We start from the raw sequence: 24,194 nt of genomic DNA on the forward strand, positions 1-24,194 counted from the left end.
ATGCCGGAACTCCCCGAGGTCGAGGCGCTGCGCGCGTTCCTCGCCGAACACCTCGTCGGCCACGAGATCGTCCGGGTGATGCCCGTGGCGATCAGCGTCCTGAAGACGTACGACCCGCCGATCGACGCACTCGAAGGCCGCACGGTCACGGCCGTGGCACGCCACGGCAAGTTCCTCGACCTCGACGCGGACGGCCTGCACCTGGTCACCCATCTCGCCCGCGCGGGCTGGCTGCAGTGGAAGGACCGCCTCCCCGACGGACCCCCGCGGCCCGGCAAGGGCCCTCTCGCGCTGCGGGTCGCCCTGGAGACGGGCGAGGGCTTCGACCTGACGGAGGCGGGCACGCAAAAACGCCTCGCGGTGTACGTGACCGACGCCCCGGACCGCATCCCCGGCATCGCCCGCCTCGGCCCCGACCCGCTGGTCCCCGGGTTCGACGAGGAGCGCTTCGCCGCCCTCCTCGCGGGCGAACGCCGCCAGATCAAGGGCGCGTTGCGGGACCAGAGCCTGATCGCGGGCGTCGGGAACGCGTACAGCGACGAGATTCTGCACGCGGCCCGCATGTCCCCCTTCAAGCTCACGTCGAGCCTGACGCGGGAGGAGATCCACGGGCTCTACGCGGCACTGCGGTCCACCCTGAGCGATGCGGTCGAGCGCTCGCGCGGAGTCGCTGCGGGCCGCCTCAAGGCGGAGAAGAAGAGCGGCCTGCGGGTGCACGGCCGCACCGGTGAGCCGTGCCCTGTGTGCGGCGACACCGTGCGCGAGGTCTCCTTCAGCGACTCCTCGCTCCAGTACTGCCCCACGTGTCAGACGGGCGGCAAGCTCCTTGCGGACCGGAGGATGTCGCGTCTGCTGAAGTAGTGCGGCGCGAGCGGGTGTTCAGGGGCGGGGGAGGGTCAGCAGGTGCTGTCCGTCCGTCGTGCGCACCTCGTAGCGGGCGATGTCCTCGCGGGCCAGGGCCGCGCCGCCTTGTGTCGACATGCCGGCCGACGGCTCGCCCGCGGAGTCCTCGGGCGCCCGCCATGTCGTCACGGTCTGCTCGGTGCCGTCGGCGGCGACGGCGACGAGTTCGCAGACGCGGGCGCCGCCGTGCGGGTCGTGGACGCGGAGCCCGACGTCCGTGCCCCAGTCGCGGCCCCGCGCGGTCAGGGTCGCCGAGACGCCGGTGCGGCCGTCGCGGGCGGTGATCTGTTCCGGCCCGGGGCCGCCGGACCGCAGGACCGCCGTGGCGGGGGCGGCGAGGGCAAGCACGACGGCGGCCGCCACCGCGCACAGCCGCCGTCTGCGCCCGGCCCTGCGCAGCCGTCCCGCCTCGCCGAGCAGCCGGTCGGAGAGTCCGGGCCCGGGCGCGGCCAGCGGATCGACCGGGGGCGGGGTGCGAACCCGGTAGGCGGCCAACTGCTGCGCCGTCGGCACGAGTTCCGCCACCACGGCCCGGCACGGCGGACAGTCCATGAGGTGATCGTCGAAGCGGAAGGTGTCCGCCGCGTCGAGGACACCGAGCGCGTAGGCGCCGGCGTCGCGATGCCGCTCCAGGGGCCTCATGGCGTTCCTTGCGTGACGAGTCGGGCAGGGGGTGCTTTTCTGCCCTCCCGTACGCAGCGGACCGCCGAATCACTCAAGGCGTGGGACGGGAACAGTTGCGCGTGACGCCAGGAGGCCGCTGCAACGCCGTGAGAAGCCGTCAGGAGCTGCCAGTAGCCAAGGGGGTGCCAGGGATCGTCAGGAGCTGTCGGAAGCCGTCAGGAGCCGTCAGGAGTCGTCGTGGACCGTCAGAAGTCGTCGTGAGCCGTCAGAACAGATGGATCGCCAGGTGCCCGAGCGGCAGCCCCAGGCGCCACGCCGGTGTCCACACCTTGGGCCCGTCGTCCTCGCTGCCCGGCGAACCGCCGCCCGGCACCGCGTCCAGGTCGGGCGCGAGCAGTTCCGTTTCTTCGAGCCAACGCCAGGCCAGATCGGCGAGCTGCAGGTCGGGCGCGGGCTCACCGGAGGCGACCGCGTCCGCCGTGAGCACGGCCATCCGCTCGCCGACCCAGTCCAGCCACGGCTGGTCGTACGCCGTCAGGGACAGCCAGGTCTCCAGCTGGGAGATCACCCGGATGCCCGACAGCTCACCATTTACGTCGGAAAGGAAAATAGTCAGGGCCAGAGCATCACGCCCTGCGCGGTATTCGAAAGATGTCGGCGGCATCAAATCGCCGGTGCGCAGTAATTCGTCCGCGATGTACTCGGCGTACAACCACGCCATCGGCACGGCCAGTTCGTCACCGCTCGGGCCCTCCGTGTCTCCTCGGCTCTCGTGCAGCATCCCGTCTCGCCTTCCTCCGATCCGTGCGCGTCGCCGGCTTCTGGCCCCCAATCCGGAACACGGATGAGGACAGCCGATTACTCAACGGGGCCCTGAGCAAGGCGCTTTACGGAGACTTGACCCGGGCCCCGGTTTCGTCGCAGGTCGGAAGCCCTGTGTTCTTCGTGTCACATGGCTGGATGATTTTCATACTTTTCAGGGAGTATGACGGCATTGCGGCTTGACTCGACCATCTGTCCGAATGTGGATTCGTTTCGGCGAATACCCCCCATTCACGGAGCCCGGACGATGACACAGCGAAGACCGCAGGGAACCGCCGTTCTGGCGGCGGTAATGATCGGAGCCACCGCCGTGGCGACCGCCGCCTGTACGGCGAACGAAAAGCCCGCGAGGGATCGGAATCCGAAGCAGCAGGGCGAGAACGGTCAGGAGGGCTCCAGGGACGGCAATCGGGACCATCCGGTCTCCGCGCCGTCGGCGGCCGGCGGCGCCCACGGCGCACCGCGCCCCTTCACGCTCGTCGCCTCCGGGGACGTGCTCCCGCACTCCTCGATCATCAGCCGGGCCAACGCCGACGCGGGCGGCGACGGCTATGACTTCGAGCCGATGCTCAAGGGGGCCAAGCCCGTCGTGTCCAAGGCGGACCTGGCGATCTGTCACATGGAGACGGTCTACGGCGAGAACGGCGACTACACCGGCTACCCCAGCTTCAAGTCCCCGCCCCAGATCGCCGACGCCCTGAAGGCCACCGGCTACGACTCCTGCTCCACCGCCTCCAACCACACGCTCGACGACGGCGCCGCCGGGGTTTACCGCACGCTCCGCGCGCTCGACAAGGCGGGCGTCAAGCACGCGGGTTCGGGCCGTACGGCCGAGGAGGGCAGATCCCCCGCCTGGTTGCGCGCGGGCGGCGCGAAGGTGGCGCAGCTCGCGTACACGTACGACACCAACGACAATCCGCTGCCCGAGGGCAAGCCCTGGACCGTCAACCTCATGGAGCGCGAGCGGATCATCGAGGACGCGCGCGCCGCGCGGAAGGCCGGCGCGGACGTGGTGGTGGTCTCGGTCCACTGGGGCACGGAGTGGCAGGACGAGCCGGACGACCGCCAGCTGAGCCTGGGCAAGGAGCTCACGGAGTCGCGCACCCGGGACCGCCCCGACATCGACCTGGTCCTCGGCACCCACGCGCACGTCCCCCAGGCGTACGAGAAGGTCAACAAGACCTGGGTCATCTACGGCATGGGCGACCAGATCGCCGGAGACATGATCAACGACGAGGACGCGAACGACCCCCGGGGCAACCAGGGCACCATCGGCCGCTTCACCTTCGACCCGCCCGCCGCCCCCGGCGGTCGCTGGGAGGTCAAGAAGGCCGAGTTCATCCCCACGTGGTTCGACACGGGCACGGGACGCGTGACCAACCTCAACACGGCCCTCGCCCGCGGCGCGGACGTGGCCGACATCCGCGACCGGATCCGCCGGGTCGTCCTGAGCCGGGGCGCGGGGAAGGACGGCCTGAAGATGGGCAAGTAGCCGGGCCCTTCGCCCGGATTGTCTCCGCGCGTGTCACGAACGTCCGGGGCTGCCTCGTCTCTGGTGGGAGAGGCAGTTTCCGGACGCCAGGAAGGGGAGGGGCATGCGGGGGCCCAACCCCGACAAGCCCGGCCGCGTGGGCCCGGCGGCGGACGCCCGGGCGCTCAAGCGCGAGGTGAACGAGGCGCGCAGGCCCCGGACCGACCGGAGGTGACGGCTGCCCGGGGGGCCGACCGGGTCGAACGCCCGGCCCGGCCGGAACCCAGGTGGCCGCTCACCCGATCCGCACCAGCCACCCCCGCCCCGGCTCCACCCGCACCGCCTCGCCCGCGGCGAACTTCCGCTCCGGCTGGAATCCGTCGATCGCGGGAGCGCAGGCCGCCACCGGCCCCGAAGCCGTGGTGAGGACGACGTCCACCGGCTCCCGCGCCCAGGAGGCGAGCGCCGTAACAGTTCCCGCGGGCCCCTCCCACGTGGTGGCGAGGACGTCGTCGCGCCCGGTCAGCACCGGCGGCGAATCCGTGGCCCACCACCCCGTCATCTCCGCCTCGGGCAGCCGGAGTTGGTCGAAGGCCCGCCACAAGGGCCGTACGTCCCTCATGGGAGCCCGCGCCGTCATCCCGAAGACGAGCCCGCGCCAGGGATTGCCGCCGCCCTCCAGCATCTCGCCCATCAGGCCGAAGGGGATGCCGGAGATCTCGACGAGCCAGTACGCGGGATCGGCCCCGGCGGAGCCGTCCGCTCCGTCGTAGTCGAAGAGCTCGCCCAGCCAGAGCCGGTCCACGTACGGCAGCAGTTCCGCGTACAGATTGGCGCTCGACGCGAACCCGTCCGGCTCGCGGAACTGGTTGCAGGAGTGCAGGTCCACCAGTGGCGGCCTGTCGCCGGACGCGGACAGGACCTTCCTGACCCGCTTCATGGTCGTCCGGTCGTACGCCACGTCGTCGAGATAGAGCCCGTCGACGCCGACGACCCGCCGCAGCCGCTCGATCCCGTTCACATAGGAGTTGTGCCACCGCGATTCGCCGGACGTGACGACCGCGACGTCCCCCACGTCGGGCGCCACCCAGCCCGGCACGTAGTCCCCGCCCAGATGTTCCCGCAGCCACGCGTGCCCGCCGCCCGGCCCCGGCGCGAAGATCTCGTCGCCGAGTGACGCGAGTACCGGCAACTCCGGTGTGTGGCGGGTCAGTTCGCGCACCGTGTCGTACACCTTGACCTGGATGCCGAGCCGGTGCGCCTCCTCGGTGTAGGAGTGCAGGGCGTCCGCGCCCAGGAGCGGATCGTTGATGTACGGATTGGGCGGCGTCGCATGGTGCAGGTTGGCGACGTTCGCGCCGTACTCGGCGATCTCGGTGGGCGAGGCGTACGCGTGGAAGTAGCGCTCGGAGAGCTGCCGCGCCGGGTCAAGGGGCTTGAACGGGGTCAGGAGCAGCCGGAACTCGAAGCACCTGCTCTCACCGGCGCGCAGCGCGAGCGGCCCGCTGAAGGCGGAGAGGCGGCGCACCCCCTCGCTCGTGCGAAGGCGCACCCCGCCCGCCCCGTCGCCCGCCCAGGAGCGGGGTGTGCGCAGGGGCTTCTCCCGGTAGTAGTTGGTGTTCAGCGGCCGCGTGTAGTGCTCGTCGCGCAGGCTGAGCTGGAGACCCGCCGCCGGGTCGCCGAGCCAGAACGCGTCCTGGTTGCGGGTGGGCGTGTCCCAGGTCCAGTCGTACGCCGCCGGACACGCCCGGCCCGTCAGGCCGAGCCCCATCGCATAGCGCGCGATGTCCTCGCGGACCGGCACGTCCAGCGTCACGTCGAGTTCGGTGTCGGCGGTGGCCTCCAGCGTGGCGCGCACCACGAGGAAGCCATCAGCCTCCAACTCGCCCTCGGTGCACAGCAGTACGTCCCGCCCGGCGGCCCGCGACGACCAGCGCACCCGCGCCGGGCCCGGCCGGTCCAGGCTGAGCGGTCCGTGCTCCAGGCGGCGCCCGATGTCCAGCGTCACGGGCGCGGCAAGGAGGTCGCGCGGCGGGCCGTCGGCACGTGTGACGGCCGGGGTGAAGGCGGAGACGAGCCGCCTGGGGAGCCCGTCCGCGCCGAGTTCGACCGTGCGGCCCAGGATCGTGAGCCGATGCCCGCCCGCCGCTTCGTCCGGGGTGACCCCGACCGGGGTGGCCTCGACCGGGGCGATCTCGACCGGGGTGAACGGCGCCACCGGCTCGTCGTCCTGCGCGAGCGCCGAGTCAAGCCACCCGAGCCGCGCGAGCCGCCAGGGCTCACCGGCACCGCCGTCGGCGACCGCGTCCGGGCCGACGGTGAGGCGCAGCGGCAGCACGCGCTCCGGAGTGCCGGACGCACGGACGACGATCTCGCCCTCGTACAGGCCGGGGCGGGCGTCCTCGGGCACCTCGACGCCGAACCACAGGGCGCCCGCGCACCCCGCACCGACGGACACCCGCCGCTCGAAGGCCCGGCCGCGCGCGTCGGTGCCGCCCGTGCTGACGCACCGTACGGAGAAGGGCAGCCCGCGGGCCTCGGCGCGCACGTCCGTCAGCTCCTGGAAGGCGTACACGCCGACCTGCACCGCGTAGAACTCCCCGCGGTCCGCCGTGACCTCCAGCGGCGCGAAGGCGGTGGCCCGCGCCCAGCGTGCGGGGAGCCGGGCGTAGCGGCCCAGGGGATGGGCGCGGTCCTCGCCGAAGAGGAGGAACGGCTCGTCCGCGTGCGCCTGCCGCAGCCGCGTGCGCTCGTCCGCCGTGGCCGCGAAGCCGAGTGGCGCGAAGGAGTCGACCGCGCCGGCCGCCTGGTAGCAGAAGGCCTCGGCGCGCGGCAGCTTCTCCCAGCCGTCGGCGCCGTGCAGGCCGCAGCGGTGCACCCAGCCGGGGTCGGCGGTCCGCGTCGGGGGCCGGTAGGCGGCCTGCGGATAGTAGGGCTTGCCCGTGTGCGCGTACGGGAGGTAGTGCACGGCGTAGGTGCCGGGGCCGTCCGCCGGTTCGAAGGCGATGCGCCCCGTCTCGTCCGTGACCTGCACGGTCACGGTGTTGCGCACGCGTTCCCCGGAGGGGCCGACCACGATCACGTCCACCGCGGCGGGGTCGGGATCCTGGCGCCGCCAGGGCAGTTCGGCCGCCACGGCCGGGGCCGTGCTGTCCGCGGTGTCGGCTCGTACGAGAATCCGGTGGTTACCGTAGACGTCGCTGTCCCAGGAGCCGATTCCGCACGCCAGCTCCGGATGACCCGTCTCACCCATGTGTGCTCCCCCAAGGGCGCTATTTATTAGGTAAGTTTCTCAATCGCTCCGGGTCACCCTGGAGATCAACCGATCGCGCTGTCAAGGGGGACGCCTTGAATCGGGGAGACCGGGGAGACCGGGAGGGGAGTCCATGAAGAAGGAACCCATGAGCCCCGCGAGTGGGGACCCGTCGCTGCTGCGGCGCCTCAACGCGGCCGCCGCCCTGCGCGTGCTGCGCCAGCGGGACGAGATCACCGTGCCCGAACTGGCCACGCTCATCGGCGTCTCGCGCCCCACGGCCCAGGACCTCACGGCCCAGCTCCTGCGCGAGGGACGCCTGGTGGAGCTGACGCCGGGCAGCGGCAGCGTGGGCAGGCCGGCCCGCAGATTCCGGTTCAGGGCCGAGGCCGCCCACGTCCTCGGCGTGGACATCGGCGCCCACAAGATCCTGGTGCACGCCGCCGACCTGCTCGGGCACACCGTGGCCACCCAGCGCGTCGCCGTCACGCCCGAACTGTCCGCGCGAGGGCGCCTGGACGCCGTCCGCGAGGCGATCGCGGGCTGCCTGGCCCAGCCCGCCGCCGCGGACGTGCGCCCGCTGGCGACCGGGGTCGGCACCAGCGGCATGGTGGACGCCGCGGGCCTGGTGGTGGAGAGCGACTCGCTGCCCCAGTGGACGGGCCTCGATCTCACCCGCGAACTCGCGGACGCGGGCCACGGCCCCGTCGTCGTCGGCAACGACATCCAGCTCGCGACCCTCGCCGAGTGCACCGGGGGAGTGTCGGTGGGCGCCGACGACTGCGTGTACCTGTACGTCGGCAACCGGCTCGGCATCGGTCTGTGGCTCCGCGGCGAGCTGCACCGCGGGCACCGCGGCGCCGCCGGGGAGATGGTCGCGGGGGACGGCTGGCACCGCTGCTACCAGCGGCTTCTCGACTGGTACGCGGGGCACCAGGGCGCGGACAGGCCCACCCGCGAGAACGCCGCCCGCGCCGTGGTGACCGCGGCGGCGGCCGGTGACGGCGGGGCGAAATACACCCTGCGCGCCTTCGCCGAGGCGCTCGCCGACTCCCTGGCCCGCCACGTCGCCGTACTCGACCCGCAGACCGTGGTGCTCGGCGGCGGCATCTCCCGGGCGGGCGCCCTGCTCAGCGAGCCGTTCGCGGAGCGGCTCGGCGCGCTCTGCCCCTACCGGCCGACGGTCCAAACCTCCGCACTCGGCGAGGAATCCACCGCAATCGGGGCAGCACGGCTCGCACTGGAACACATCGATCACGCCGCGCAGAAAAGTCCAACTCTCCAGGACCGGTAAGTGGTTGACGGGCGGGAGCCGCGCTTCGATGATGTGGCTCTCTTTCGGCAAGTTGGCTTCTTAATTGGCCGGCTCTCGACGGCCGTCACGGCTGTCGGCTGCCGTTTTCTGTTCCGTCGTGCCGCCAGGCCAGGGAGTACGTGTGACATCCCCAGCAACGCAACGCAGGCCACGAGCCGCGTCGCCGCCACCGTCCGGGTCGGATCCGACAACGGATCCGAAGTCCTCAGGGCCGCCGCGCCACCACCGCGTCCCGCTGCGCGTGCGACTGCGCAACAACTGGGTGATGCTCGCCCTCATGGCCCCTGGCCTGCTCTTTTTCCTGTTCTTCTTCTACGTTCCGATGCTCGGTAACGTCATCGCCTTCCAGGACTACCAGCCCTTCATCGGCTTCAAGGACAGCCCCCTCGTGGGCCTCGCCAACTTCCAGGAGCTCTTCGCCGACCCGGCGTTCTGGGAGGCGGTGCGCAACACCCTCGCGTTCGCCGCGCTCCAGCTGATCTTCTTCTTCCCGGCCCCGCTGGCCCTCGCGCTGCTCATCAACAGCCTGGTCAGCCCGCGCGTTAAGAAGTTCGTGCAGAGCGTCGTGTATCTGCCGCACTTCATCTCCTGGGTCCTGGTCGTCGCGCTGTTCCAGCAAGTCCTCGGCGGAGCCGGCCTCTTCAGCAACTACCTGCGTGACCACGGCATGTCGGCCCTCGACGTGATGACCGACCCCGGCACCTTCCCCCTGCTCATCACGGGCCAGGTGATCTGGAAGGACATCGGCTGGGGCATGATCATCTACCTGGCGGCGCTCGCGAGCGTCGACCAGAGCCTGTACGAGTCGGCCGCCGTCGACGGCGCCGGACGCTGGCGCCGCATGTGGCACGTCACCCTGCCCGCCGTGCGCGGCGTCACGATCATGCTGCTCGTGCTGCGCCTCGGCGACGTCCTGTCCGTCGGCTTCGAACAGTTCCTGCTCCAGCGCGACGCCGTCGGCGCCCGCGCCTCGGAAGTCCTGGACACGTACATCTACTACCACGGCGTCGTCTACGGCGACTGGGGCGTCGGCGCCGCCGCCGGCCTGGTCAAGGGCGTCGTGGGGGCCCTGATGATCTACGGCGCCAACAAGGTCGCCCACGCCTTCGGAGAGCACGGGGTGTACAGCAAATGAGCAGCTTCGGATTCCCCCTGCGCACGCCGCGCACCCGCGAGGAGCGGCCCGCCTGGGAAGAACCGCCGACGAAGATCGGCTCGACCGCCAAGGCCGTCGTCATCACCATCATCTGCGCCGTGATGATCCTGCCCTTTCTCACGGTCCTCTCCACCAGCCTGGCCTCCCGCGAGGAGATCACCGAGGCGGGCGGCTTCGTGCTCTTCCCCACGGACCCGACCCTGGAGGCGTACCGCACGATCCTCTCCGGAGGCATCGTCTCGCGCGCCGTCGTCGTCAGCGTCCTGATCACCCTCGTCGGCACGGCGCTCTCGCTCCTGACGACGATCGCGCTCGCCTACGCCCTCAGCAAGCGCGGCGTCCCCGGCAGCAAGCCGATCCTGCTCCTCGTGCTCTTCACGCTGCTCTTCGTGCCGGGCATGGTGCCCATGTACGTGGTGGTCAAGGAGCTCGGACTCCTGGACTCCTACTGGTCGTTGATCCTGCCCGTCATGATCAACGCGTTCAATCTGGTCGTCCTGCGGGCGTTCTTCATGAACATCCCCGACGAGCTGTACCAGGCGGCGCGGATCGACGGCGCGGGCGACTGGCGCATCCTGACCCGCATCGTGATGCCGCTCTCCAAGGGCGTCGTCGCCGTCGTCGGCCTCTTCTACGCGGTGACGTACTGGAACGCCTTCTTCAACGCGATGCTCTACCTGAACGACTCGGGCAAGTGGCCCATCCAGCTGGTCCTGCGCACCTACGTCGTCCAGGGCAAGTCCATCTCGGGCGACCAACTCGGCGTCAGCCACATGCCGCCCCAGCAGTCGATCTCCATGGCGGTCGTCATGATCGCGCTCATCCCGATCCTGCTGCTCTTCCCCTTCCTCCAGAAGTACTTCACCAAGGGCGTGCTCACCGGCGCCATCAAGGGCTGAACCCCTGATCCCTCACCCCCTTTGCGGAGATTCCCATGACCGGCATGTCCCGACGTACCTTCCTCAGCCTCTCCACCGCCGTCGCGGCGGGCGCGGCCGCCACCTCGCTGACGGGCTGCGGCTCCGGCGCCAAGAAGACCGGCGAGGCGGCATCGGCGAAGGTGAAGCTGCCTTCGTACGTCCCCTTCGGCAAGGTCAAGCCCGATCTGCCGCCGAGCGCGAAGGGCCTGTCGGCGGGCTTCCTGTCCTACCCCGAGGACCTGGTGCGCAGCGTCCCCAAGGCCCCCGGCGACGGTTCGAAGATCACGGTGCTCACCGAGATCTGGACGCAGCCCCCTGCCCCCGCGGGCTCCAACGCCCACTGGAAGAAGGTGAACAAGGAACTCGGCGTCGGCCTGGAAGCCATCCTGGGCACCGACCCCGGCTACGAGGAGAAGTTCTCCGCCGTCATCGCGGGCGGCGACCTGCCCGACCTCCTGTGGATACCGCCGAACCAGGGCATCCAGCACATCGCCGAGCTCCTTGAGGCCAAGTGCGCCGACATCACGCGGTACGTGTCGGGCGACGCGGTGAAGGACTACCCGAACCTCGCCGCGATGACCCCGGCGCACTGGAAGACGGCGGTGGTCAACGGCAAGATCTGGGGCGCGCCCAGCCCCTACCCGGCCATGGGCCAGGTCTACGGCGGAAACCCGAAGGTCTGGGAGAAGGCGGACGGCTTCTCGGCATCCGACCCCGAGGAGTTCCTCGCCAAGTGCAAGGAGGTCACGGGCGGCAAGGTCTGGGCGCTCGAGCCGATCTACGTGAACGCGGCCAGTGTGCTGAGCCAGTGTTTCGGTGCGCCCAACAAGTGGCGGCAGAACAAGGACGGTTCGCTCACCTGGTGGCAGGAGACCGACGAGTACACCGAAGCCCTGAACTTCGTCCTCAAGCTGAAGAAGGTTGGGGTCTTCTACCCCGGCAACCCCAACATGGCGGACGCGAACACCAAGCTGGCGCAGGGGTCGATCGGGGCGGTCGTCTTCGCCAACCCGTTCAACGCGCGCAAGGACATCCGCGTCCAGGATCCCGCTCTCGCCGCCGAGATCCTGATCCCGTTCGGGGCGGGCGGCAGGAAGCCCAAGCACCACTACCACCTGGGCACGATCGGCTACACGGCCATCAAGAAGGGCGACGAGAAGCGGGTGCGCATGCTGCTCGGCGTGCTGAACTACCTGGCCGCTCCGTTCGGCACGACCGAGCGCGAGTTCCTTGAATTCGGCACCGAGGGCGAGGACTTCACGTACGACAAGAACGGCTTCCCCGAGCGCACGAAGACGGGGAAGAAGCAGGTCGAAGGCCTCTTCAGCGGTCTGACCACGGCCACCACGTCGCCGTTCGCGCTCGTCGCGTCGACCTTCCCCGGCACCGAAAGGGCGCAGGACGTCAAGGACGTCTACGCCGCCGAGCAGAAGCTCGCCGAGACCGCCGTCCAGAACCCGGCGGTCGGCCATTATTCGGACGCGTACACCCAGCACTACGGCCGCATGTCGACCGAGGCGAAAGACCTCGTGAACGACATCGTGGGCGGCCGCAAGAAGCTGAGCGAGTGGAAGCCGTTCTGGGCGGAGTGGCGGAACAAGGGCTTGGAGCAGATGGCCCGCGAGTACCAGAAGTCCATCGAGCAGAGCGCCTGAGCGCTCCCGCTAGCGCCCGCGGTCGGCCTTCGCCAGTTCCGACTTCCGGTACGAGTACGCGAAGTAGATGACGAGGCCGACCGCGAACCACACCGCGAACCGCACCCACGTCTGCCACTGGAGGAACGTGATCAGCCAGATCGAGAAGACGACGCCGATCGCGGGCACCACCGGCATGCCGGGGCAGCGGAACGACCGCGGCAGCTGGGGCTGCTTGTAGCGCAGCACGATCACCGCGATGCACACCACGACGAAGGCCAGCAGGATGCCGATGTTGGTCAGTTCGGCCGCCTCGCCGATCGGCAGGAACCCGGCGATGGCGGCCGACGCGAACCCGACGATCCATGTCACGCGCGTCGGCACATGCCGGGTCTTGTGCGTCTTGGCGAACCACTTCGGCAGCAGCCCGTCACGCGACATGCTGAACCAGACGCGGGTGACGCCGAGCATGAAGGTGAACATCACGGTGAGGATGCCGATGATCGCGCCGACCGCGATGACATCCGCGAGACCGCCCAGGCCCACCGACTTGAACGCGGTGGAGAAGCCGCTCTCCGGGTCGATGTCCTTGTAGCTCTGCATGCCCGTGAGGACGAGGCAGGCGAGGACGTACAGGACCATCGAGATCGCCAGCGAGTAGAGGATCGCCTTGGGCATGTGGCGCTGTGCGTCCTTGGACTCCTCGGCGGCGGTGGACATGGCGTCGTAGCCGAAGACCGCGAAGAAGACCGTGGCCGCACCCGTGAACGCCCCGCTGACCCCGAAGGGGAAGAACGGCTTGTAGTTGCCGGTGTTGATGTGGAAGAACCCGACCGCGATCACCACGAGCACGACGATGACCTTCAGGACGACGACGATCATCTCGAAGCGGGCCGCGTTCTTGATGCCCAGGGTCAGCAGGTAGGCGATGAGCAGGCACAGGACCGCGGCGAACAGGTCGACCTTGTGCCCGTCGCCGGTGCCGGGCGCGCCCAGCATCCAGGCGGGCAGCTCGGCGCCCATGTCCTGGATCAGGAAGTTGAAGTAGCCCGAGATGCCGATCGCGACCACCGCCACGATCGCCGTGTACTCCAGGAGCAGGTCCCACCCGATGAACCAGCCCACCAGCTCGCCCAGGACCACATACCCGTAGGTGTACGCCGATCCCGCCTTCGGGATCAGGCCCGCGAACTCGGCGTACGAGAAGGCCGCCGCCGCGCTCGCGATGCCGGCGATGAGGAAGGAGATGAGGACGGCGGGTCCCGCCGTGCCGTTGGCCACCGTCCCGGCGAGGGTGAAGATGCCGGCGCCGATGATGCCGCCGACGCCGATCGCGGTGAGCTGCCAGAGGCCGAGCGAGCGGGAGAGCCCGCCGCCCGCGCCGCTTTCGGTCTCGTCGATGTGCTCGATGGGCTTGCGGCGCAGAACGCCCTGCCCCATCCGGAGTCCGGCCATGAGCTCCACCTTTTTTCGCAGACGGCAGTCGGCTGATGGCGGATCATGATGGCCCGGGCGTGCCCGTGACGGAAGACGCCACACCCCTTGCGCATGTGCCGGTTCAGCAGTCTGGCCGCCGCGGGTTACGGCACCACGGTGACGGGCCAGCGGCCCGCCTTGACCAGGCGCACCGCGACCGATCCGACGATCCGGTGGCCGGCCTGCTCGGACGCGCCGACGACCACGGCGTCGGCCTTGAGGTCGTCGGCCGCCGTGACCAGGCCGCTGTAGGGGTCGCCGCGGAAGGTGTGGAACTCCCAGCGCACGTCGAATATGTCCTTCACCCGCTCGGCCGCGTCCCTGATCTCGGTGATCAGTGACTCGGCGATCTCGTCGGTCGTGTCGGCCACCGGGGCGCCGAGCGCGGCGCCCGCGGCCATCACCGGCTGGACATAGACGACGGCGAGCAGTGCGTGCTGCCGCCGCGCCAGGCCACCGGCATATGCCGCGGCCCGGAGCGACGATGCGGACCCGTCGACACCGACGACGATCACCTTCGGGCCGTCGGTACCGCGTTCGAACTGGTGGGAGTGGTCTTCAGTCACGCCGAGAGGCTATCGGAGGCGGCCGGCCGCCCTCGTCGCGGGCGGGCGGCGCCCCGGCTCGACGAGCGACACGGCCCGACCCTTCCTAGGGTCGATTCATGAGCACCAGCGTGGAGAGTGCCGCCACCGCGCCACCGCGGCACGCGAGAGACCGCTTCCTGGGACGCGTGCCGGAGGGCTTCGCCGCCTTCTTCGGCATCCTGGGCCTCTTCTGCGCGGTCCTCGCGATCATCGCCCCGCTGCGTCACCTGCTGCGCCCGCTGGTCCGCCTCCTGGACCTCCTCACGGTCCCGGTGAGCCCGAACCTCGCGTACGCCGTCTTCCTCTTCCTTCTCTCGGCGGCGACAGCAGCCCGCAAGAAGGTCGCATGGTGGCTGGTCATCATCTACCTCGGGCTCCTTCTCGCCTTCGACGTGCTCGGCATCGCCCTCGGCTTCTACGCGGACTCGCTGCCCTCTCTGATCGTCTGCTCCCTCGCCTTCGTCCTGCTCGTCCTGGCGCGCAAGGAGTTCTCCGCGGACTCCCGCCGCGGCGCCGTCCGGCGGGCCGTCCTCGTGCTCGTCGCGGGCCTCGCCGTGGCGATCCTGGTCGGCTGGGGGCTCGTCGCGCTCTTCCCGGGGTCGCTGCCGCGCGGCCAGGCCCTGCTGTGGGCGGCGGACCGCGTCTGCGGCGGGCTCTTCACCGGCGGCGACTACTTCGACGGCAGGCCACCGCGCGCCCTGCACTTCTGGCTCGGCCTGCTCGGCGCCCTCGCGCTCCTGAACGCCGCAGCGACCCTCTTCCGCTCCCAGCGCATGGAAGCCGCCCTGCACGGCGACGAGGAACCCCGCATCCGGGCCCTCCTCGGCACATACGGCGCCCGGGACTCCCTCGGCTACTTCGCCACCCGGCGCGACAAGGCCGTGGTCTTCTCGCCCAGCGGCAAGGCCGCCGTCACCTACCGCGTCGAGGCGGGCGTCTGCCTGGCCAGCGGCGATCCCGTCGGCGACCGCGAGGCCTGGCCGCACGCGATCGGCGCCTGGCTCGACGTGGCCCGGCAGTACGCCTGGGCCCCGGCCGTGATGGGCGCCTCCGAGGAGGGCGCCACTGCCTACGCGCGCTCCGGGCTCGGCGCGCTCCAGCTCGGCGACGAGGCGATCCTGCACGTGGCGGAATTCGACCTGGACGGGCGCGACATGCGCGTCACCCGGCAGGCGGTCAACCGCGTCCGGCGCACCGGCGCCACCACCCGCATCCGCCGCCACTCCACCCTCACCGACGAGGAGATGGAGGAGATCATCGACAAGGCGGACGCCTGGCGGGACACCGAGACCGAGCGCGGCTTCTCGATGGCCCTCGACCGCCTCGGCGACCCCGAGGACGGCGACTGTCTGCTCGTCGAGGCCCTGGACGCCGACGGCAGGCTCATCGCCCTGCTCTCCCTCGTCCCCTGGGGCAAGGACGGCATCTCCCTGGACCTGATGCGCCGGGACCGGGCGACCGCGCCCAACGGCGTCATGGAGTTCATGGTCGCCGAGCTGTGCGCGGGCGCGGGCAAGTCCGGGGTGCGCCGCATCTCCCTGAACTTCGCCGTGTTCCGCTCGGTCTTCGAGGAGGGCGCCCGCATCGGCGCCGGGCCCGTCCTGCGCCTGTGGCGGGGGCTGCTCCTCTTCTTCTCCAAGTGGTGGCAGCTCGAAGCCCTCTACCGCTCCAACGCCAAGTACCACCCCGAGTGGTATCCCCGCTTCATCTGTTACGGAGATGCCGGAGCCCTCGCCCGGATCAGCCTGGCGTCGGGCATCGCCGAAGGCTTCGTCTCCGTGCCCTCGCTGCGCACGCTCTGGGGCAAGGGCCACCGGAACAGGGGCGTCACCAAGCCCGCGAGCACGGCGGGGCTCCCGCCGATCTCCGCCCTCAGCCTCGCGGGCCAGGGGGACGAGGCCGACGCCGACCCGCTGGGCGCGCTGCCCGACCAGGTCCGCGTCCGCCACCGCAAGCTCGACCGGCTGCGCGCCGACGGCGTCGACCCCTACCCCGTGGGCCTCCCGCCGCGCACCCACACCCTCGCCGATGTGCTGCCCGCCCTGACGGGGGAGCAGGTCACGGTCGCCGGCCGCGTCATGCTCGTACGCGACTTCGGCGGGGTCGTCTTCGCCGTCCTGCGCGACTGGTCGGGGGACCGGCAACTGGCCCTGACGCGCGACCGGTCGGGCCCCGATGTCCTGGACCGCTTCGCCTCCGGCACCGACATCGGCGACCACATCACCGCCACCGGCACGGTCGGCACCAGCGACAAGGGCGAGCTCACCGTCTTCGTCACGTCCTGGCACCTCACCGGCAAGTGCCTGCGCCCGCTGCCCGACAAACGCCGCGGACTCGCCGACCCCGAGGCCAAGGTCCGCCGCCGCTACCTCGACCTGGTGGCGAGCCCGGAGGCCCGCGACGTCGTCCGGGCCCGCTCCACCGCCGTACAGGCCCTGCGGCAGGGGCTGCTCGACCGCGGCTACCTGGAGGTCGAGACGCCGATGCTCCAGCAGATCCACGGCGGCGCCAACGCCCGCCCCTTCACCACCCACATCAACGCCTACGACCTCGACCTCTATCTGCGCATCGCGCCCGAGCTGTATCTCAAGCGGCTCTGCGTCGGCGGCATGGAAAAGGTCTTCGAGATGGGCCGCACCTTCCGCAACGAAGGCGTGAGCTACAAGCACAACCCCGAGTTCACGATGCTGGAGGCCTACCAGGCGTTCGCCGACTACGACGTGATGCTCGACCTCACCCGCGAACTCATCCAGGGCGCCGCCACCGCCGCCTTCGGGGCACCCGTCGCCCGCAAGACCGACGCCGAGGGGCGCCTCACCGAGCACGACATCTCCGGGCCGTGGCCCGTCAAGACGGTCTACGGAGCGATCTCCGAGGCGCTGGGCGAGGAAGTCGACGCGGACACCGCGCTGCCACGCCTGCAGGGGCTGTGCGACCGCGCCGACGTCCCGTACAAGCCCGACGACGCCCGCGGAGACGTCGTGCTCGAAATGTACGAGCGGCTCGTCGAGGAGAAGACGAAGCTGCCCACCTTCTACAAGGACTTCCCGACCGACGTCTCACCGCTGACCCGCCAGCACCGCGCCGACCCGCGCCTCGCCGAGCGCTGGGACCTGGTCGCCTTCGGCACCGAACTGGGCACCGCCTACTCGGAGTTGACCGACCCCGTCGAGCAGCGCCGCCGCCTCACCGCGCAGTCGCTGCTCGCCGCCGGGGGAGACCCGGAGGCGATGGAACTGGACGAGAACTTCCTCGACGCCCTGGAGTACGCGATGCCGCCCACCGGCGGCCTCGGCATCGGCGTCGACCGGCTCGTCATGTTCCTCACCGGTCTGACGATCCGGGAGACGCTGCCCTTCCCGCTCGTGCGCCGCCGCTGATCCCGCCCGTACGCCGCCATTGATCCTGCTCCCTTTCGTGCTGGTCCCATCGGGTGCTTTCGCGGGGTGCCGTGGTGTTGATGATCCGCGCAGGGCTTCCGCCATGCGACGGATTAGTCATGAAAAAGGATCAGATGACCCCAGGGCGCCGCGCACTTCTGCGCGGCGCCGCTGTCTTCGGTCTGGCCGCGACCGCCGGATGTGCGGCCACGGAACGGCCGGGCACACCGGCCCCCACGGCTTCCGGCGGCGCGGCGGCCGGCGGCCCGCCCGCCGCCCGCGCCCTCAAGCCCTCCGCCTACCGCCTCCAGCCCATGGCGGGCAACGGCCCGCCGCGCGCCGCGCGCCGTATGCCCCGGGTCCGCAAGGAGCCGATCCTGCGCATGGACGGGAAGGACCGCACCATGGTCCTGACCTTCGACGACGGACCCGACCCCCGCTACACGCCGGGCATCCTGCACACCTTGCGCCGCCACGACGTCCGCGCGATGTTCTTCGTCTGCGGCGAGATGGCCGCCGACAACCGGGACCTGCTGCGCGAGATGGCCGACGACGGGCATCTGATCGGCAACCACACCTGGTCCCATCCGCTCCTGCCGAAGATGAGCAGAAGCGCGATGCGCGTGGAGATCGAGCGCACCTGCGAAGTCGTCGAGGAAGCCGTGGGCGAACCCCCCGCCTGGTTCCGCGCCCCCTACGGGGCCTGGAACCGCAACGCCTTCCAGCTGGGCGCCGAGCTGGGCATGGAACCGCTCGCCTGGACCGTCGACACCCTGGACTGGACCGAGCCGGGCACCCGCACGATCGTCCGGCGGGTACGGGCCGGTGCGGCCCCCGGTGTCGTCGTGCTCTCGCACGACGCGGGCGGCAACCGCTCCCAGAGCGTCGACGCGCTGCGGACGTACCTTCCCGAACTCCTCGATTCGGGTTACCGCATCACCGTGCCGAGCCGCCACGGAATCTGACCGGAATCCGGCCTGAACCCCTCCGGAGTCCCTCCTGAATCCCTCCGGAAATCCAGGACGGCGATTCGCCCGCCCGGTGCCGTGTTCCGCCGACGAATTCGCCGTCAGCGCACGTCCACCAGGCGGGCGAACACCACGACGTTCCCGTCGTATCCGGCGCTCTTGGAGAATCCACCGCCGCAGGTGATGACGCGGAGTTCCGGGGTTCCCTTGTCGCCGTAGACGCGTTCTCCCGGGAAATTGTCCTTCTCGAAGACTTCGATGCCGTAGATCTCGAAAACCGCGGTCTTGCGGTCCCTGCGCTGGACCTCGACGCGGTTTCCCTTTTTGAGCGAGCCCAGGCCGTAGAAAACGGCGGGGCCCTGTTCGTTGTCGACATGGCCGACGAGTACGGACGTGCCCTTCTCGCCCGGCGACACGGCCCCGGTGAACCAGCCAGCGAGGTTCGGGTCCTCCGGCGGCGGGGCGTCCACCCAGCCCTCGTCGTCGAGCCCGACCTGCATGACGGGCGCGTCCACCTGGATGCCCTTGATCCCCACACGCGCGGCGGGGGAGAACGTCAGGGGCGCGACACCCTTGCCGGCCCCGTCGGCTGCCTGGTCCGCCGCCGCGGCCGAGGCCGGCTGGGGCGGACCCACGTCGAATTCCCCCGAGCCATTGCGGATCAGCGCGAGGCCGGTCAGCAGAACGAGCGCGAGAACGCCCCACGGCGCCCGTTTCCTCTGCTGTTCCTCTTCATCGGCCGGTTGGGACGAAGGCATTTACTGATCCCCTCTCAACGCGGCACTCGAACCGCGTCCGTTGCGCGTACAAGAACGCTAAGCGCGGCGCGCGCGGCGGGCGACAGAGCGGGAGCGAACGGGTGGCGGCCATCTCGGGCATGCGCCATCCGAGTCGCCGCCCGCAGGAAATTTCTGACGGTCCGTGACCTGCGGCAATATCCGCCGTCGCGTTCGCGCCCCGGCGTGTCGCCTCACCGGTACGGCCGAGCGCCGAAATGCGGGTCCGTGCGGCGCATCTGAGGGTCTGTCTGGGAGGCGCTCTCGCCGATCGACCGGGGACGGTTACCCCGGGGCGTCTTCCGCGGAGGATTCACATGCGTACTACCCGTATGCGCACCACTCGTGCCCTCGCGGTCGCAGCCACCGCGAGTGCCGTCGTCGGCCTCGCCGCCCCGACGGCCGCGGCCTGGGCCGATCCGTCCAACATCGTCGCCATGCCGAGCGTGATCCCCCGCGGGGGGCAGCTGACCGTCACGGTGGACGGCTCGGCCTGCCAGGCCGTCGGCAGCAAGGTCACGTCGGACGCCTTCCCCGACACGAAGCTGAAGACCATGGGCGGCGGCACGGCCAGCGCGAACACCACGATCCACCACCACGCCTCGCCGGGGGCCCACAGCATCACCGTCCACTGCGGCAGCAGCGCGCCCCTCACCAAGCCCAACGCGTTCACCGTCATCCACGGTGGTGTCCGCGGTGGTCTGGGCGGCAGCAGCAACACCGGGGCGACCGGCACCGACATGGCGATCGGCGGGGTCCTCGTGGCGGCCGCGGTGGTCGGCGGCGGGGTCTTCTGGATGCGCCGCCGCTCGGAGAACGCGCAGCGCGGCATCTGACACCCGCCTACCCGTACGTCCGTACGTCCGTTGCCGGGCCCGTGACCGACCCGCACGCCCGTCACTCGCACGCCGGGTGTGCACCGTTCCGCCTTCCTGACCGGCGCGTCCCCCTTCCGCGCCGGTCAGGGCGGTGCGTCAGGACTTGCCGTCTCCGGTGCGGCGGCGCGTCCAGTAGTACGCCGTGCCGAGCGTGCCCACGATCAAAGCGCCGCCCAGGGCGATCTCGTGCAGGTCGAAGCCGCCGAGACTGCCGCCGACGCCGGCCTTGACCCCTCGGTGGGCGCCGGTCGGGTGCGAGGTGGGGTGATGCGTGGGGTGCGAGGTCGGACGGCCCGTGGCGATGGTGAGGTCCGTGGTCCCCGTCTCGCCCTTGCAGTCGAAGGTCACCTCGTACATCGCGCCGGGCTTGGCGTCGGGGAAGACCGTCGTGGAGACGGACTGCTGGCCTTGGGGGATGTGGGCGTCGTCGAAGACACCGGACGTGACCTTGGTGTCGCCTTCGCAGCCGTCCACGCTGAGCTGGACCTGGCCCCCGGCGGCGATCGTGGACGGGGTGACGCGGAAGCCGAACGAGGTGATGTTGTTGTTCGTGTCGGTGTCGTCCGCGACGGCCGCGGAAGCGGTGGTGGCCGTGAGGGTCAGGGCCGTGGCGGCGAGAAGCGTGGCCGACGCGACGGATATCGCGCGCATGATGTTTCCTCCGGGTCCCCGAGGAGCAGCCGCGGACCTTCTTCCGCTTTCACCAGATATGCACCTCGATGCCGGAAACGCTAAGCAGCAGCCCGCGCACCCGCGATCGCAGTCGCGCGAACGGGGCAACGGTGTGGGCCGCACGGGGGAACAGGACGGGGTGTCGGGGCGCCGGTAGGCGAGTCCAGGGCCGGTACGTGCTAGCGGCGGGCCCCGCGGCCCCGCGACCTGCCCGATGCAACCCCCGCGTCCCCCCTGCGCGGCCGCTTCCCGCACCGGGGCCGTGCGGCCGCCGGTTCGTCGGTCGTGCCGGGCGTGCTCAACTCGTGGCCGTCGCCGGTCGGTCCATAGAGGACGACGTGCCCCCGAGGGGGAGTCTCACGCGCCTCCCGAGGGGAGCCTCACGCGCCCGTTGCCCACACATGTGCCCCACTGCCGCGCCACTCCACGAGGTGGGGGTCGTCGAGAGCTATGTCGGCCTCGCTCAGGCCCGCGCGGCGCAGGAACTCCACCAGGTCGCGGTCGTCGCGTGCGACGCCGACGTGCTGCCCGCGCACGGTCACCCGCCGTCCGCCGTCGGGAGCGGGCGGGTGGACGATGATGGGTGTCTGCCAGGTCATGCCACCAGAGTGCGCCGCGCGGAGCCGCCGCGCAGCACGGTTTACGGACCTGTGTGCGAACCAGGGGCGGGCGAACCGGGGTATCCGCTGCGCCGGTACCCCTCCCACCTGCGCCCGCCGGACGGCGCGAGCACCTCGTCCACCAGCGCGACGAGGCGTGCGGGTCTGCCCTCCAGCGCCTCCCGCACCACGCCGTCGAGCTCGGCGGAGAACCCCGGCCGCACCTCGTCCACGCGCCGCGCGAGCCACTTCCCGCCGCCCTGCCACGACCCCGTACGCAGCAGGACCAACTCGCAGCTCCGGCGGGCCAACTCGGTGACGATGAACAGCCGTTCCCCTGCGTGGGCGCATCCGGCGAGATCGTCGAGCAGGTCGGTGAGTCCGTAGCGCAGATCCTCCAGTTCCTCCGGTGTCGCCTCGGGCGGCCCGGCCGCCGTCGACTCCCGGGCCGCGTCCCGTAGCCGGGCGCCGGTTCCGTCCCGGTCCAGGATCACGACCCCCTCGGCGCACATCGAGAGCATCGACGACCGCCGCCGCGGAATCTCCCTCCGCACGAACCATCGCCAGCTGGCCTCGGTGTGCACGAACAGTTCGACCGGCCACGCACCGAACCGCAGGCTGGTCCTGGACGGCTCTCGCTCGCCGGCGAGCACCACCACGACATCCAGGTCGGAGTGCGACGTGCGCCGTGCGGTCACCGAGCTCCCGCCGAGAATCGCCGCCACCGCGTCGGGATACCACGCGTCGACCAACTCCCTTGCGACCCGCACGGGTTCCTCGATCTCCATGGCTCCACTGTGCCGCAGCGCCCGCCGGCAGCGTCCGGCGTACATCTGCCCGAGCCGGAAAAGTGCGGGTCAGGCGGCCTGTGGAGCCTGTCGGCCCCATAGTCTGACCTCGATGATTGAGACCGTCGTGTTCGCCGTGGGGGAGACCCTCACCAAAGATGACCGCTACTGGGCATCCTGGGCCGATTGGCTCGGCGTGCCCCGCCACACCGTCTCCGCGCTCGTGGGGGGTGTCGTCACGCGGGGCCGCGACAACACCGAAGCGCTGCGGCTGCTGAGCCCGGACATAGACGTCGCCGCCGCCCATCACGCCCGCGAGGCCGCGGGGCGCGGCGAGCACCTCGCCGAGACCGACCTGTACCCCGATGTGCGTCCCGCCCTCGGGGGGTTGCGCAGACAGGGGCTGCGCGTGGTCATCGCGGGAAACCAGACGGCTCGGGTGGGCGAGCTGCTGCGTGGCCTTGAGGTGCCCGCCGATCTCGTCGTCACCTCGGCGGAGTGGGGCGTGGCGAAGCCGGACCCGTCCTTCTTCGCGAGGGTGATCGAGGCGGCCCAGGCCCCGCCGGAGCGGACGCTGTACGTCGGCGACCATCCCGCGAACGACATCTTCCCGGCGAAGGCGGCGGGGCTGAGAGCGGCGCACATCCGGCGCGGCCCCTGGGGCCACTGGTGGGCCGACGATCCGACCGTGGTCGAGGCCGCGGACTGGCGGATCGACTCCCTCACCCAGGTCGCCTCGATCATCGCTGAGTGAAGTCATCGTTGAATGAGCGTCAGAAGGACTGCCGGACCGTTGAATTGACGGATCGGCAGCCCTTTTCCCTCATCCGCCGAGGTTGCCGAAGAGTGCCTGGAACGGTTCCGGAGTGGCCGCGACGCCTCTGCTGTAGGGAGCGTCGAAGTCCCAGATGAGGAAGAGCAGGAAGGCGATCAAGGCCGAGAACAGCCCCGCGAGGATGAGTTCGCGCGGTGTGCGGCGGATCTGCAGGGTGAAGATCATGCCGATGGTGACCAGGCCGCCCGCGATCAGGCCGAACCAGACGACGCCGGGCATGGTGGCGCCCGCGCTGTCGCCACGGGACTGGCGGGCGTCGGACGCGGCCGCGACCGCGTCGACGAGCGGCTGATAGGCCTGCGCCTCGAAGTCGGACTTGGGCTGGTAGTCGGTGACGTCGTGGCGTACCCGGGTCAGGAGTTGGTCGCCGCGGTCGGTGAGTTCGCCGCGATCGGCCATGGAGTCCCACTCGGTGCTGACGACATGGCTGACATAAGCGTGTACATCCGTGCGAATGCGTTCTCGGATCTCGGTCGGATAGACCCGCGAACGTTCGGAGACCTCGTGCAACGCCTGGGCTTCCGCGTGCACATGGTCCTCGGCGACGCTGCGGGCCTCCCAGACGCCCGCGATGGCCAGACCAAGGACGATGGCGTACACGACGCCGATCATCATGGTCATGTACTCGATGACGTCCGGGGTCTCCGAGGCGTCGTAATCCGGGCTCGTCCTGCGGTGCCGCAGGAAGGTGACGATCAGGACGACGCCGCATGCGGCCGCCATCGCGAGGGTGAGAACAAGCCATTCCGACATGAGACCTCCTACGGTCAGCGAGGCCGCAGCGCGGCGACGGCGAGCACCGCGGGTGCGGTGACGAGCAGGGTGAGCGAGACCAGGGACGGGCCGCCGCGGGGCGGCGCCTTGCGCGGAGCGGGGTGGTACGAGGGGTAACTCACCGGTTTCGGCGAGGGCTTGGGAGCGACGGTGGGGGTCGGCTTCGGGCTGGGTGGCGGAGGCGGCGGTGGCGTGGGCTCGGCAGGGGCCGGGCGCGCGGGCGGCGGCGGTGGTGGCGGGGGAGGGGGCTCGGGCGCCGGTGGCTCGGGCCGTGGCGGCGGAGCCGGAGCGGGTGGCGGCGGCGGGGGAGGGGGTGGCGGAGGCTTGGGGCGGTGTGTGGGACCCGCCCTGCAGTCCGCTCCG

21 protein-coding genes are annotated in these 24,194 nt (G+C 70.8%); 10 read left to right on the forward strand and 11 right to left on the reverse strand.

Annotated features, from left to right (window positions below):
* Complete coding sequence (locus ABZ906_RS06110; RefSeq protein ID WP_361377908.1) at nucleotides 1-861, forward strand: DNA-formamidopyrimidine glycosylase family protein; 861 nt, start codon at nucleotides 1-3, stop codon at nucleotides 859-861.
* Nucleotides 862-879: 18 nt separating this feature from the next.
* On the opposite strand, the gene ABZ906_RS06115 is transcribed toward ABZ906_RS06110, so the two are convergent.
* Together ABZ906_RS06115 and ABZ906_RS06120 are read right to left on the reverse strand one after the other, a co-directional pair.
* Nucleotides 880-1,545: a zf-HC2 domain-containing protein gene (locus tag ABZ906_RS06115; protein ID WP_361377911.1), complete on the reverse strand. Its 666-nt coding sequence runs from the start codon at nucleotides 1,543-1,545 to the stop codon at nucleotides 880-882.
* A gap of 247 nt (nucleotides 1,546-1,792) precedes the next feature.
* Nucleotides 1,793-2,308, reverse strand: coding sequence for a hypothetical protein (locus ABZ906_RS06120; protein ID WP_361201191.1), 516 nt, complete (start codon nucleotides 2,306-2,308; stop codon nucleotides 1,793-1,795).
* Nucleotides 2,309-2,596: 288 nt separating this feature from the next.
* Between ABZ906_RS06120 and ABZ906_RS06125 the strand changes: the two genes are divergently transcribed.
* Entirely contained in the window at nucleotides 2,597-3,841 is a 1,245-nt protein-coding gene (locus ABZ906_RS06125) for a CapA family protein (protein ID WP_361377914.1), read from the forward strand.
* Between the two features lie 274 nt (nucleotides 3,842-4,115).
* Here ABZ906_RS06125 and ABZ906_RS06130 read toward each other — a convergent pair whose 3' ends face one another.
* Nucleotides 4,116-7,073, reverse strand: a complete 2,958-nt coding sequence (locus ABZ906_RS06130; protein ID WP_361377917.1) for a glycoside hydrolase domain-containing protein — start codon at nucleotides 7,071-7,073, stop codon at nucleotides 4,116-4,118.
* A 148-nt stretch (nucleotides 7,074-7,221) separates the two neighbouring features.
* Here ABZ906_RS06130 and ABZ906_RS06135 point away from each other — a divergent pair, with 148 nt between their 5' ends.
* The 4 genes from ABZ906_RS06135 to ABZ906_RS06150 all read left to right on the forward strand — a co-directional run bounded on the left by ABZ906_RS06135 (nucleotide 7,222) and on the right by ABZ906_RS06150 (nucleotide 12,119).
* Nucleotides 7,222-8,367, forward strand: a complete 1,146-nt coding sequence (locus tag ABZ906_RS06135) for an ROK family protein (RefSeq protein WP_361377920.1) — start codon at nucleotides 7,222-7,224, stop codon at nucleotides 8,365-8,367.
* Between the two features lie 142 nt (nucleotides 8,368-8,509).
* Nucleotides 8,510-9,523, forward strand: a complete 1,014-nt coding sequence (locus ABZ906_RS06140; protein WP_361377923.1) for an ABC transporter permease subunit — start codon at nucleotides 8,510-8,512, stop codon at nucleotides 9,521-9,523.
* Complete coding sequence (locus tag ABZ906_RS06145) at nucleotides 9,520-10,443, forward strand: carbohydrate ABC transporter permease (protein ID WP_361377926.1); 924 nt, start codon at nucleotides 9,520-9,522, stop codon at nucleotides 10,441-10,443. The genes ABZ906_RS06140 and ABZ906_RS06145 overlap by 4 nt, the downstream gene beginning before the upstream one ends.
* 44 nt (nucleotides 10,444-10,487) lie before the next feature.
* Nucleotides 10,488-12,119 (forward strand): extracellular solute-binding protein, encoded by a 1,632-nt coding sequence (locus tag ABZ906_RS06150; RefSeq protein WP_361377929.1) that lies wholly within the window; start codon nucleotides 10,488-10,490, stop codon nucleotides 12,117-12,119.
* 9 nt (nucleotides 12,120-12,128) lie between these two features.
* Here ABZ906_RS06150 and ABZ906_RS06155 read toward each other — a convergent pair whose 3' ends face one another.
* Both ABZ906_RS06155 and ABZ906_RS06160 read right to left on the reverse strand, forming a co-directional pair.
* Complete coding sequence (locus ABZ906_RS06155; protein WP_361200676.1) at nucleotides 12,129-13,553, reverse strand: amino acid permease; 1,425 nt, start codon at nucleotides 13,551-13,553, stop codon at nucleotides 12,129-12,131.
* 125 nt (nucleotides 13,554-13,678) lie between these two features.
* The gene (locus tag ABZ906_RS06160; RefSeq protein WP_361200678.1) at nucleotides 13,679-14,140 is read right to left on the reverse strand and encodes a universal stress protein; all 462 of its coding nucleotides are present in this window, start codon (nucleotides 14,138-14,140) and stop codon (nucleotides 13,679-13,681) included.
* 98 nt (nucleotides 14,141-14,238) lie between these two features.
* On the opposite strand from ABZ906_RS06160, the gene lysX reads away from it, so the two are divergent.
* Nucleotides 14,239-17,541: a bifunctional lysylphosphatidylglycerol synthetase/lysine--tRNA ligase LysX gene (lysX, locus tag ABZ906_RS06165; RefSeq protein ID WP_361377932.1), complete on the forward strand. Its 3,303-nt coding sequence runs from the start codon at nucleotides 14,239-14,241 to the stop codon at nucleotides 17,539-17,541.
* A 119-nt stretch (nucleotides 17,542-17,660) separates the two neighbouring features.
* Entirely contained in the window at nucleotides 17,661-18,506 is an 846-nt protein-coding gene (locus ABZ906_RS06170; RefSeq protein ID WP_361200682.1) for a polysaccharide deacetylase family protein, read from the forward strand.
* 104 nt (nucleotides 18,507-18,610) lie between these two features.
* Here ABZ906_RS06170 and ABZ906_RS06175 read toward each other — a convergent pair whose 3' ends face one another.
* Nucleotides 18,611-19,267, reverse strand: a complete 657-nt coding sequence (locus tag ABZ906_RS06175) for a class F sortase (protein ID WP_361200684.1) — start codon at nucleotides 19,265-19,267, stop codon at nucleotides 18,611-18,613.
* A gap of 350 nt (nucleotides 19,268-19,617) precedes the next feature.
* On the opposite strand from ABZ906_RS06175, the gene ABZ906_RS06180 reads away from it, so the two are divergent.
* The gene (locus ABZ906_RS06180) at nucleotides 19,618-20,121 is read left to right on the forward strand and encodes a hypothetical protein (RefSeq protein WP_361200745.1); all 504 of its coding nucleotides are present in this window, start codon (nucleotides 19,618-19,620) and stop codon (nucleotides 20,119-20,121) included.
* 138 nt (nucleotides 20,122-20,259) lie between these two features.
* Here the strand turns inward: ABZ906_RS06180 and ABZ906_RS06185 are convergent, their stop codons facing one another.
* The 3 genes from ABZ906_RS06185 to ABZ906_RS06195 form a co-directional block, all read right to left on the reverse strand.
* Entirely contained in the window at nucleotides 20,260-20,814 is a 555-nt protein-coding gene (locus tag ABZ906_RS06185) for a hypothetical protein (protein ID WP_361200686.1), read from the reverse strand.
* A 401-nt stretch (nucleotides 20,815-21,215) separates the two neighbouring features.
* Complete coding sequence (locus ABZ906_RS06190) at nucleotides 21,216-21,434, reverse strand: hypothetical protein (protein ID WP_361377935.1); 219 nt, start codon at nucleotides 21,432-21,434, stop codon at nucleotides 21,216-21,218.
* Nucleotides 21,435-21,475: 41 nt separating this feature from the next.
* Nucleotides 21,476-22,222: a nucleotidyltransferase domain-containing protein gene (locus tag ABZ906_RS06195; protein WP_361377938.1), complete on the reverse strand. Its 747-nt coding sequence runs from the start codon at nucleotides 22,220-22,222 to the stop codon at nucleotides 21,476-21,478.
* A 112-nt stretch (nucleotides 22,223-22,334) separates the two neighbouring features.
* On the opposite strand from ABZ906_RS06195, the gene ABZ906_RS06200 reads away from it, so the two are divergent.
* Nucleotides 22,335-22,976 (forward strand): HAD family hydrolase, encoded by a 642-nt coding sequence (locus ABZ906_RS06200; RefSeq protein WP_361377941.1) that lies wholly within the window; start codon nucleotides 22,335-22,337, stop codon nucleotides 22,974-22,976.
* Between the two features lie 69 nt (nucleotides 22,977-23,045).
* On the opposite strand, the gene ABZ906_RS06205 is transcribed toward ABZ906_RS06200, so the two are convergent.
* A complete protein-coding gene (locus ABZ906_RS06205; protein WP_361200694.1) occupies nucleotides 23,046-23,810 on the reverse strand; it encodes a hypothetical protein in 765 nt (254 codons plus the stop codon).
* A gap of 14 nt (nucleotides 23,811-23,824) precedes the next feature.
* A complete protein-coding gene (locus ABZ906_RS06210) occupies nucleotides 23,825-23,953 on the reverse strand; it encodes a hypothetical protein (protein ID WP_361200696.1) in 129 nt (42 codons plus the stop codon).
* Nucleotides 23,954-24,194: the final 241 nt, after the last annotated feature.

The sequence above is a fragment of the Streptomyces sp. NPDC046925 genome, assembly GCF_040644915.1.
Lineage (GTDB): Bacteria > Actinomycetota > Actinomycetes > Streptomycetales > Streptomycetaceae > Streptomyces.

Bases quoted from the DNA above. Each gene is read 5' to 3' on its own strand.
- ABZ906_RS06110 (WP_361377908.1), top strand. From the start codon at position 1: ATGCCGGAACTCCCCGAGGTCGAGGCGCTGCGCGCGTTCCTCGCCGAA.
- ABZ906_RS06115 (WP_361377911.1), bottom strand. From the start codon at position 1,545: ATGAGGCCCCTGGAGCGGCATCGCGACGCCGGCGCCTACGCGCTCGGT.
- ABZ906_RS06120 (WP_361201191.1), bottom strand. From the start codon at position 2,308: ATGCTGCACGAGAGCCGAGGAGACACGGAGGGCCCGAGCGGTGACGAA.
- ABZ906_RS06125 (WP_361377914.1), top strand. From the start codon at position 2,597: ATGACACAGCGAAGACCGCAGGGAACCGCCGTTCTGGCGGCGGTAATG.
- ABZ906_RS06130 (WP_361377917.1), bottom strand. From the start codon at position 7,073: ATGGGTGAGACGGGTCATCCGGAGCTGGCGTGCGGAATCGGCTCCTGG.
- ABZ906_RS06135 (WP_361377920.1), top strand. From the start codon at position 7,222: ATGAGCCCCGCGAGTGGGGACCCGTCGCTGCTGCGGCGCCTCAACGCG.
- ABZ906_RS06145 (WP_361377926.1), top strand. From the start codon at position 9,520: ATGAGCAGCTTCGGATTCCCCCTGCGCACGCCGCGCACCCGCGAGGAG.
- ABZ906_RS06150 (WP_361377929.1), top strand. From the start codon at position 10,488: ATGTCCCGACGTACCTTCCTCAGCCTCTCCACCGCCGTCGCGGCGGGC.
- ABZ906_RS06155 (WP_361200676.1), bottom strand. From the start codon at position 13,553: ATGGCCGGACTCCGGATGGGGCAGGGCGTTCTGCGCCGCAAGCCCATC.
- lysX (WP_361377932.1), top strand. From the start codon at position 14,239: ATGAGCACCAGCGTGGAGAGTGCCGCCACCGCGCCACCGCGGCACGCG.
- ABZ906_RS06170 (WP_361200682.1), top strand. From the start codon at position 17,661: ATGAAAAAGGATCAGATGACCCCAGGGCGCCGCGCACTTCTGCGCGGC.
- ABZ906_RS06175 (WP_361200684.1), bottom strand. From the start codon at position 19,267: ATGCCTTCGTCCCAACCGGCCGATGAAGAGGAACAGCAGAGGAAACGG.
- ABZ906_RS06180 (WP_361200745.1), top strand. From the start codon at position 19,618: ATGCGCACCACTCGTGCCCTCGCGGTCGCAGCCACCGCGAGTGCCGTC.
- ABZ906_RS06185 (WP_361200686.1), bottom strand. From the start codon at position 20,814: ATGCGCGCGATATCCGTCGCGTCGGCCACGCTTCTCGCCGCCACGGCC.
- ABZ906_RS06190 (WP_361377935.1), bottom strand. From the start codon at position 21,434: ATGACCTGGCAGACACCCATCATCGTCCACCCGCCCGCTCCCGACGGC.
- ABZ906_RS06195 (WP_361377938.1), bottom strand. From the start codon at position 22,222: ATGGAGATCGAGGAACCCGTGCGGGTCGCAAGGGAGTTGGTCGACGCG.
- ABZ906_RS06200 (WP_361377941.1), top strand. From the start codon at position 22,335: ATGATTGAGACCGTCGTGTTCGCCGTGGGGGAGACCCTCACCAAAGAT.
- ABZ906_RS06205 (WP_361200694.1), bottom strand. From the start codon at position 23,810: ATGTCGGAATGGCTTGTTCTCACCCTCGCGATGGCGGCCGCATGCGGC.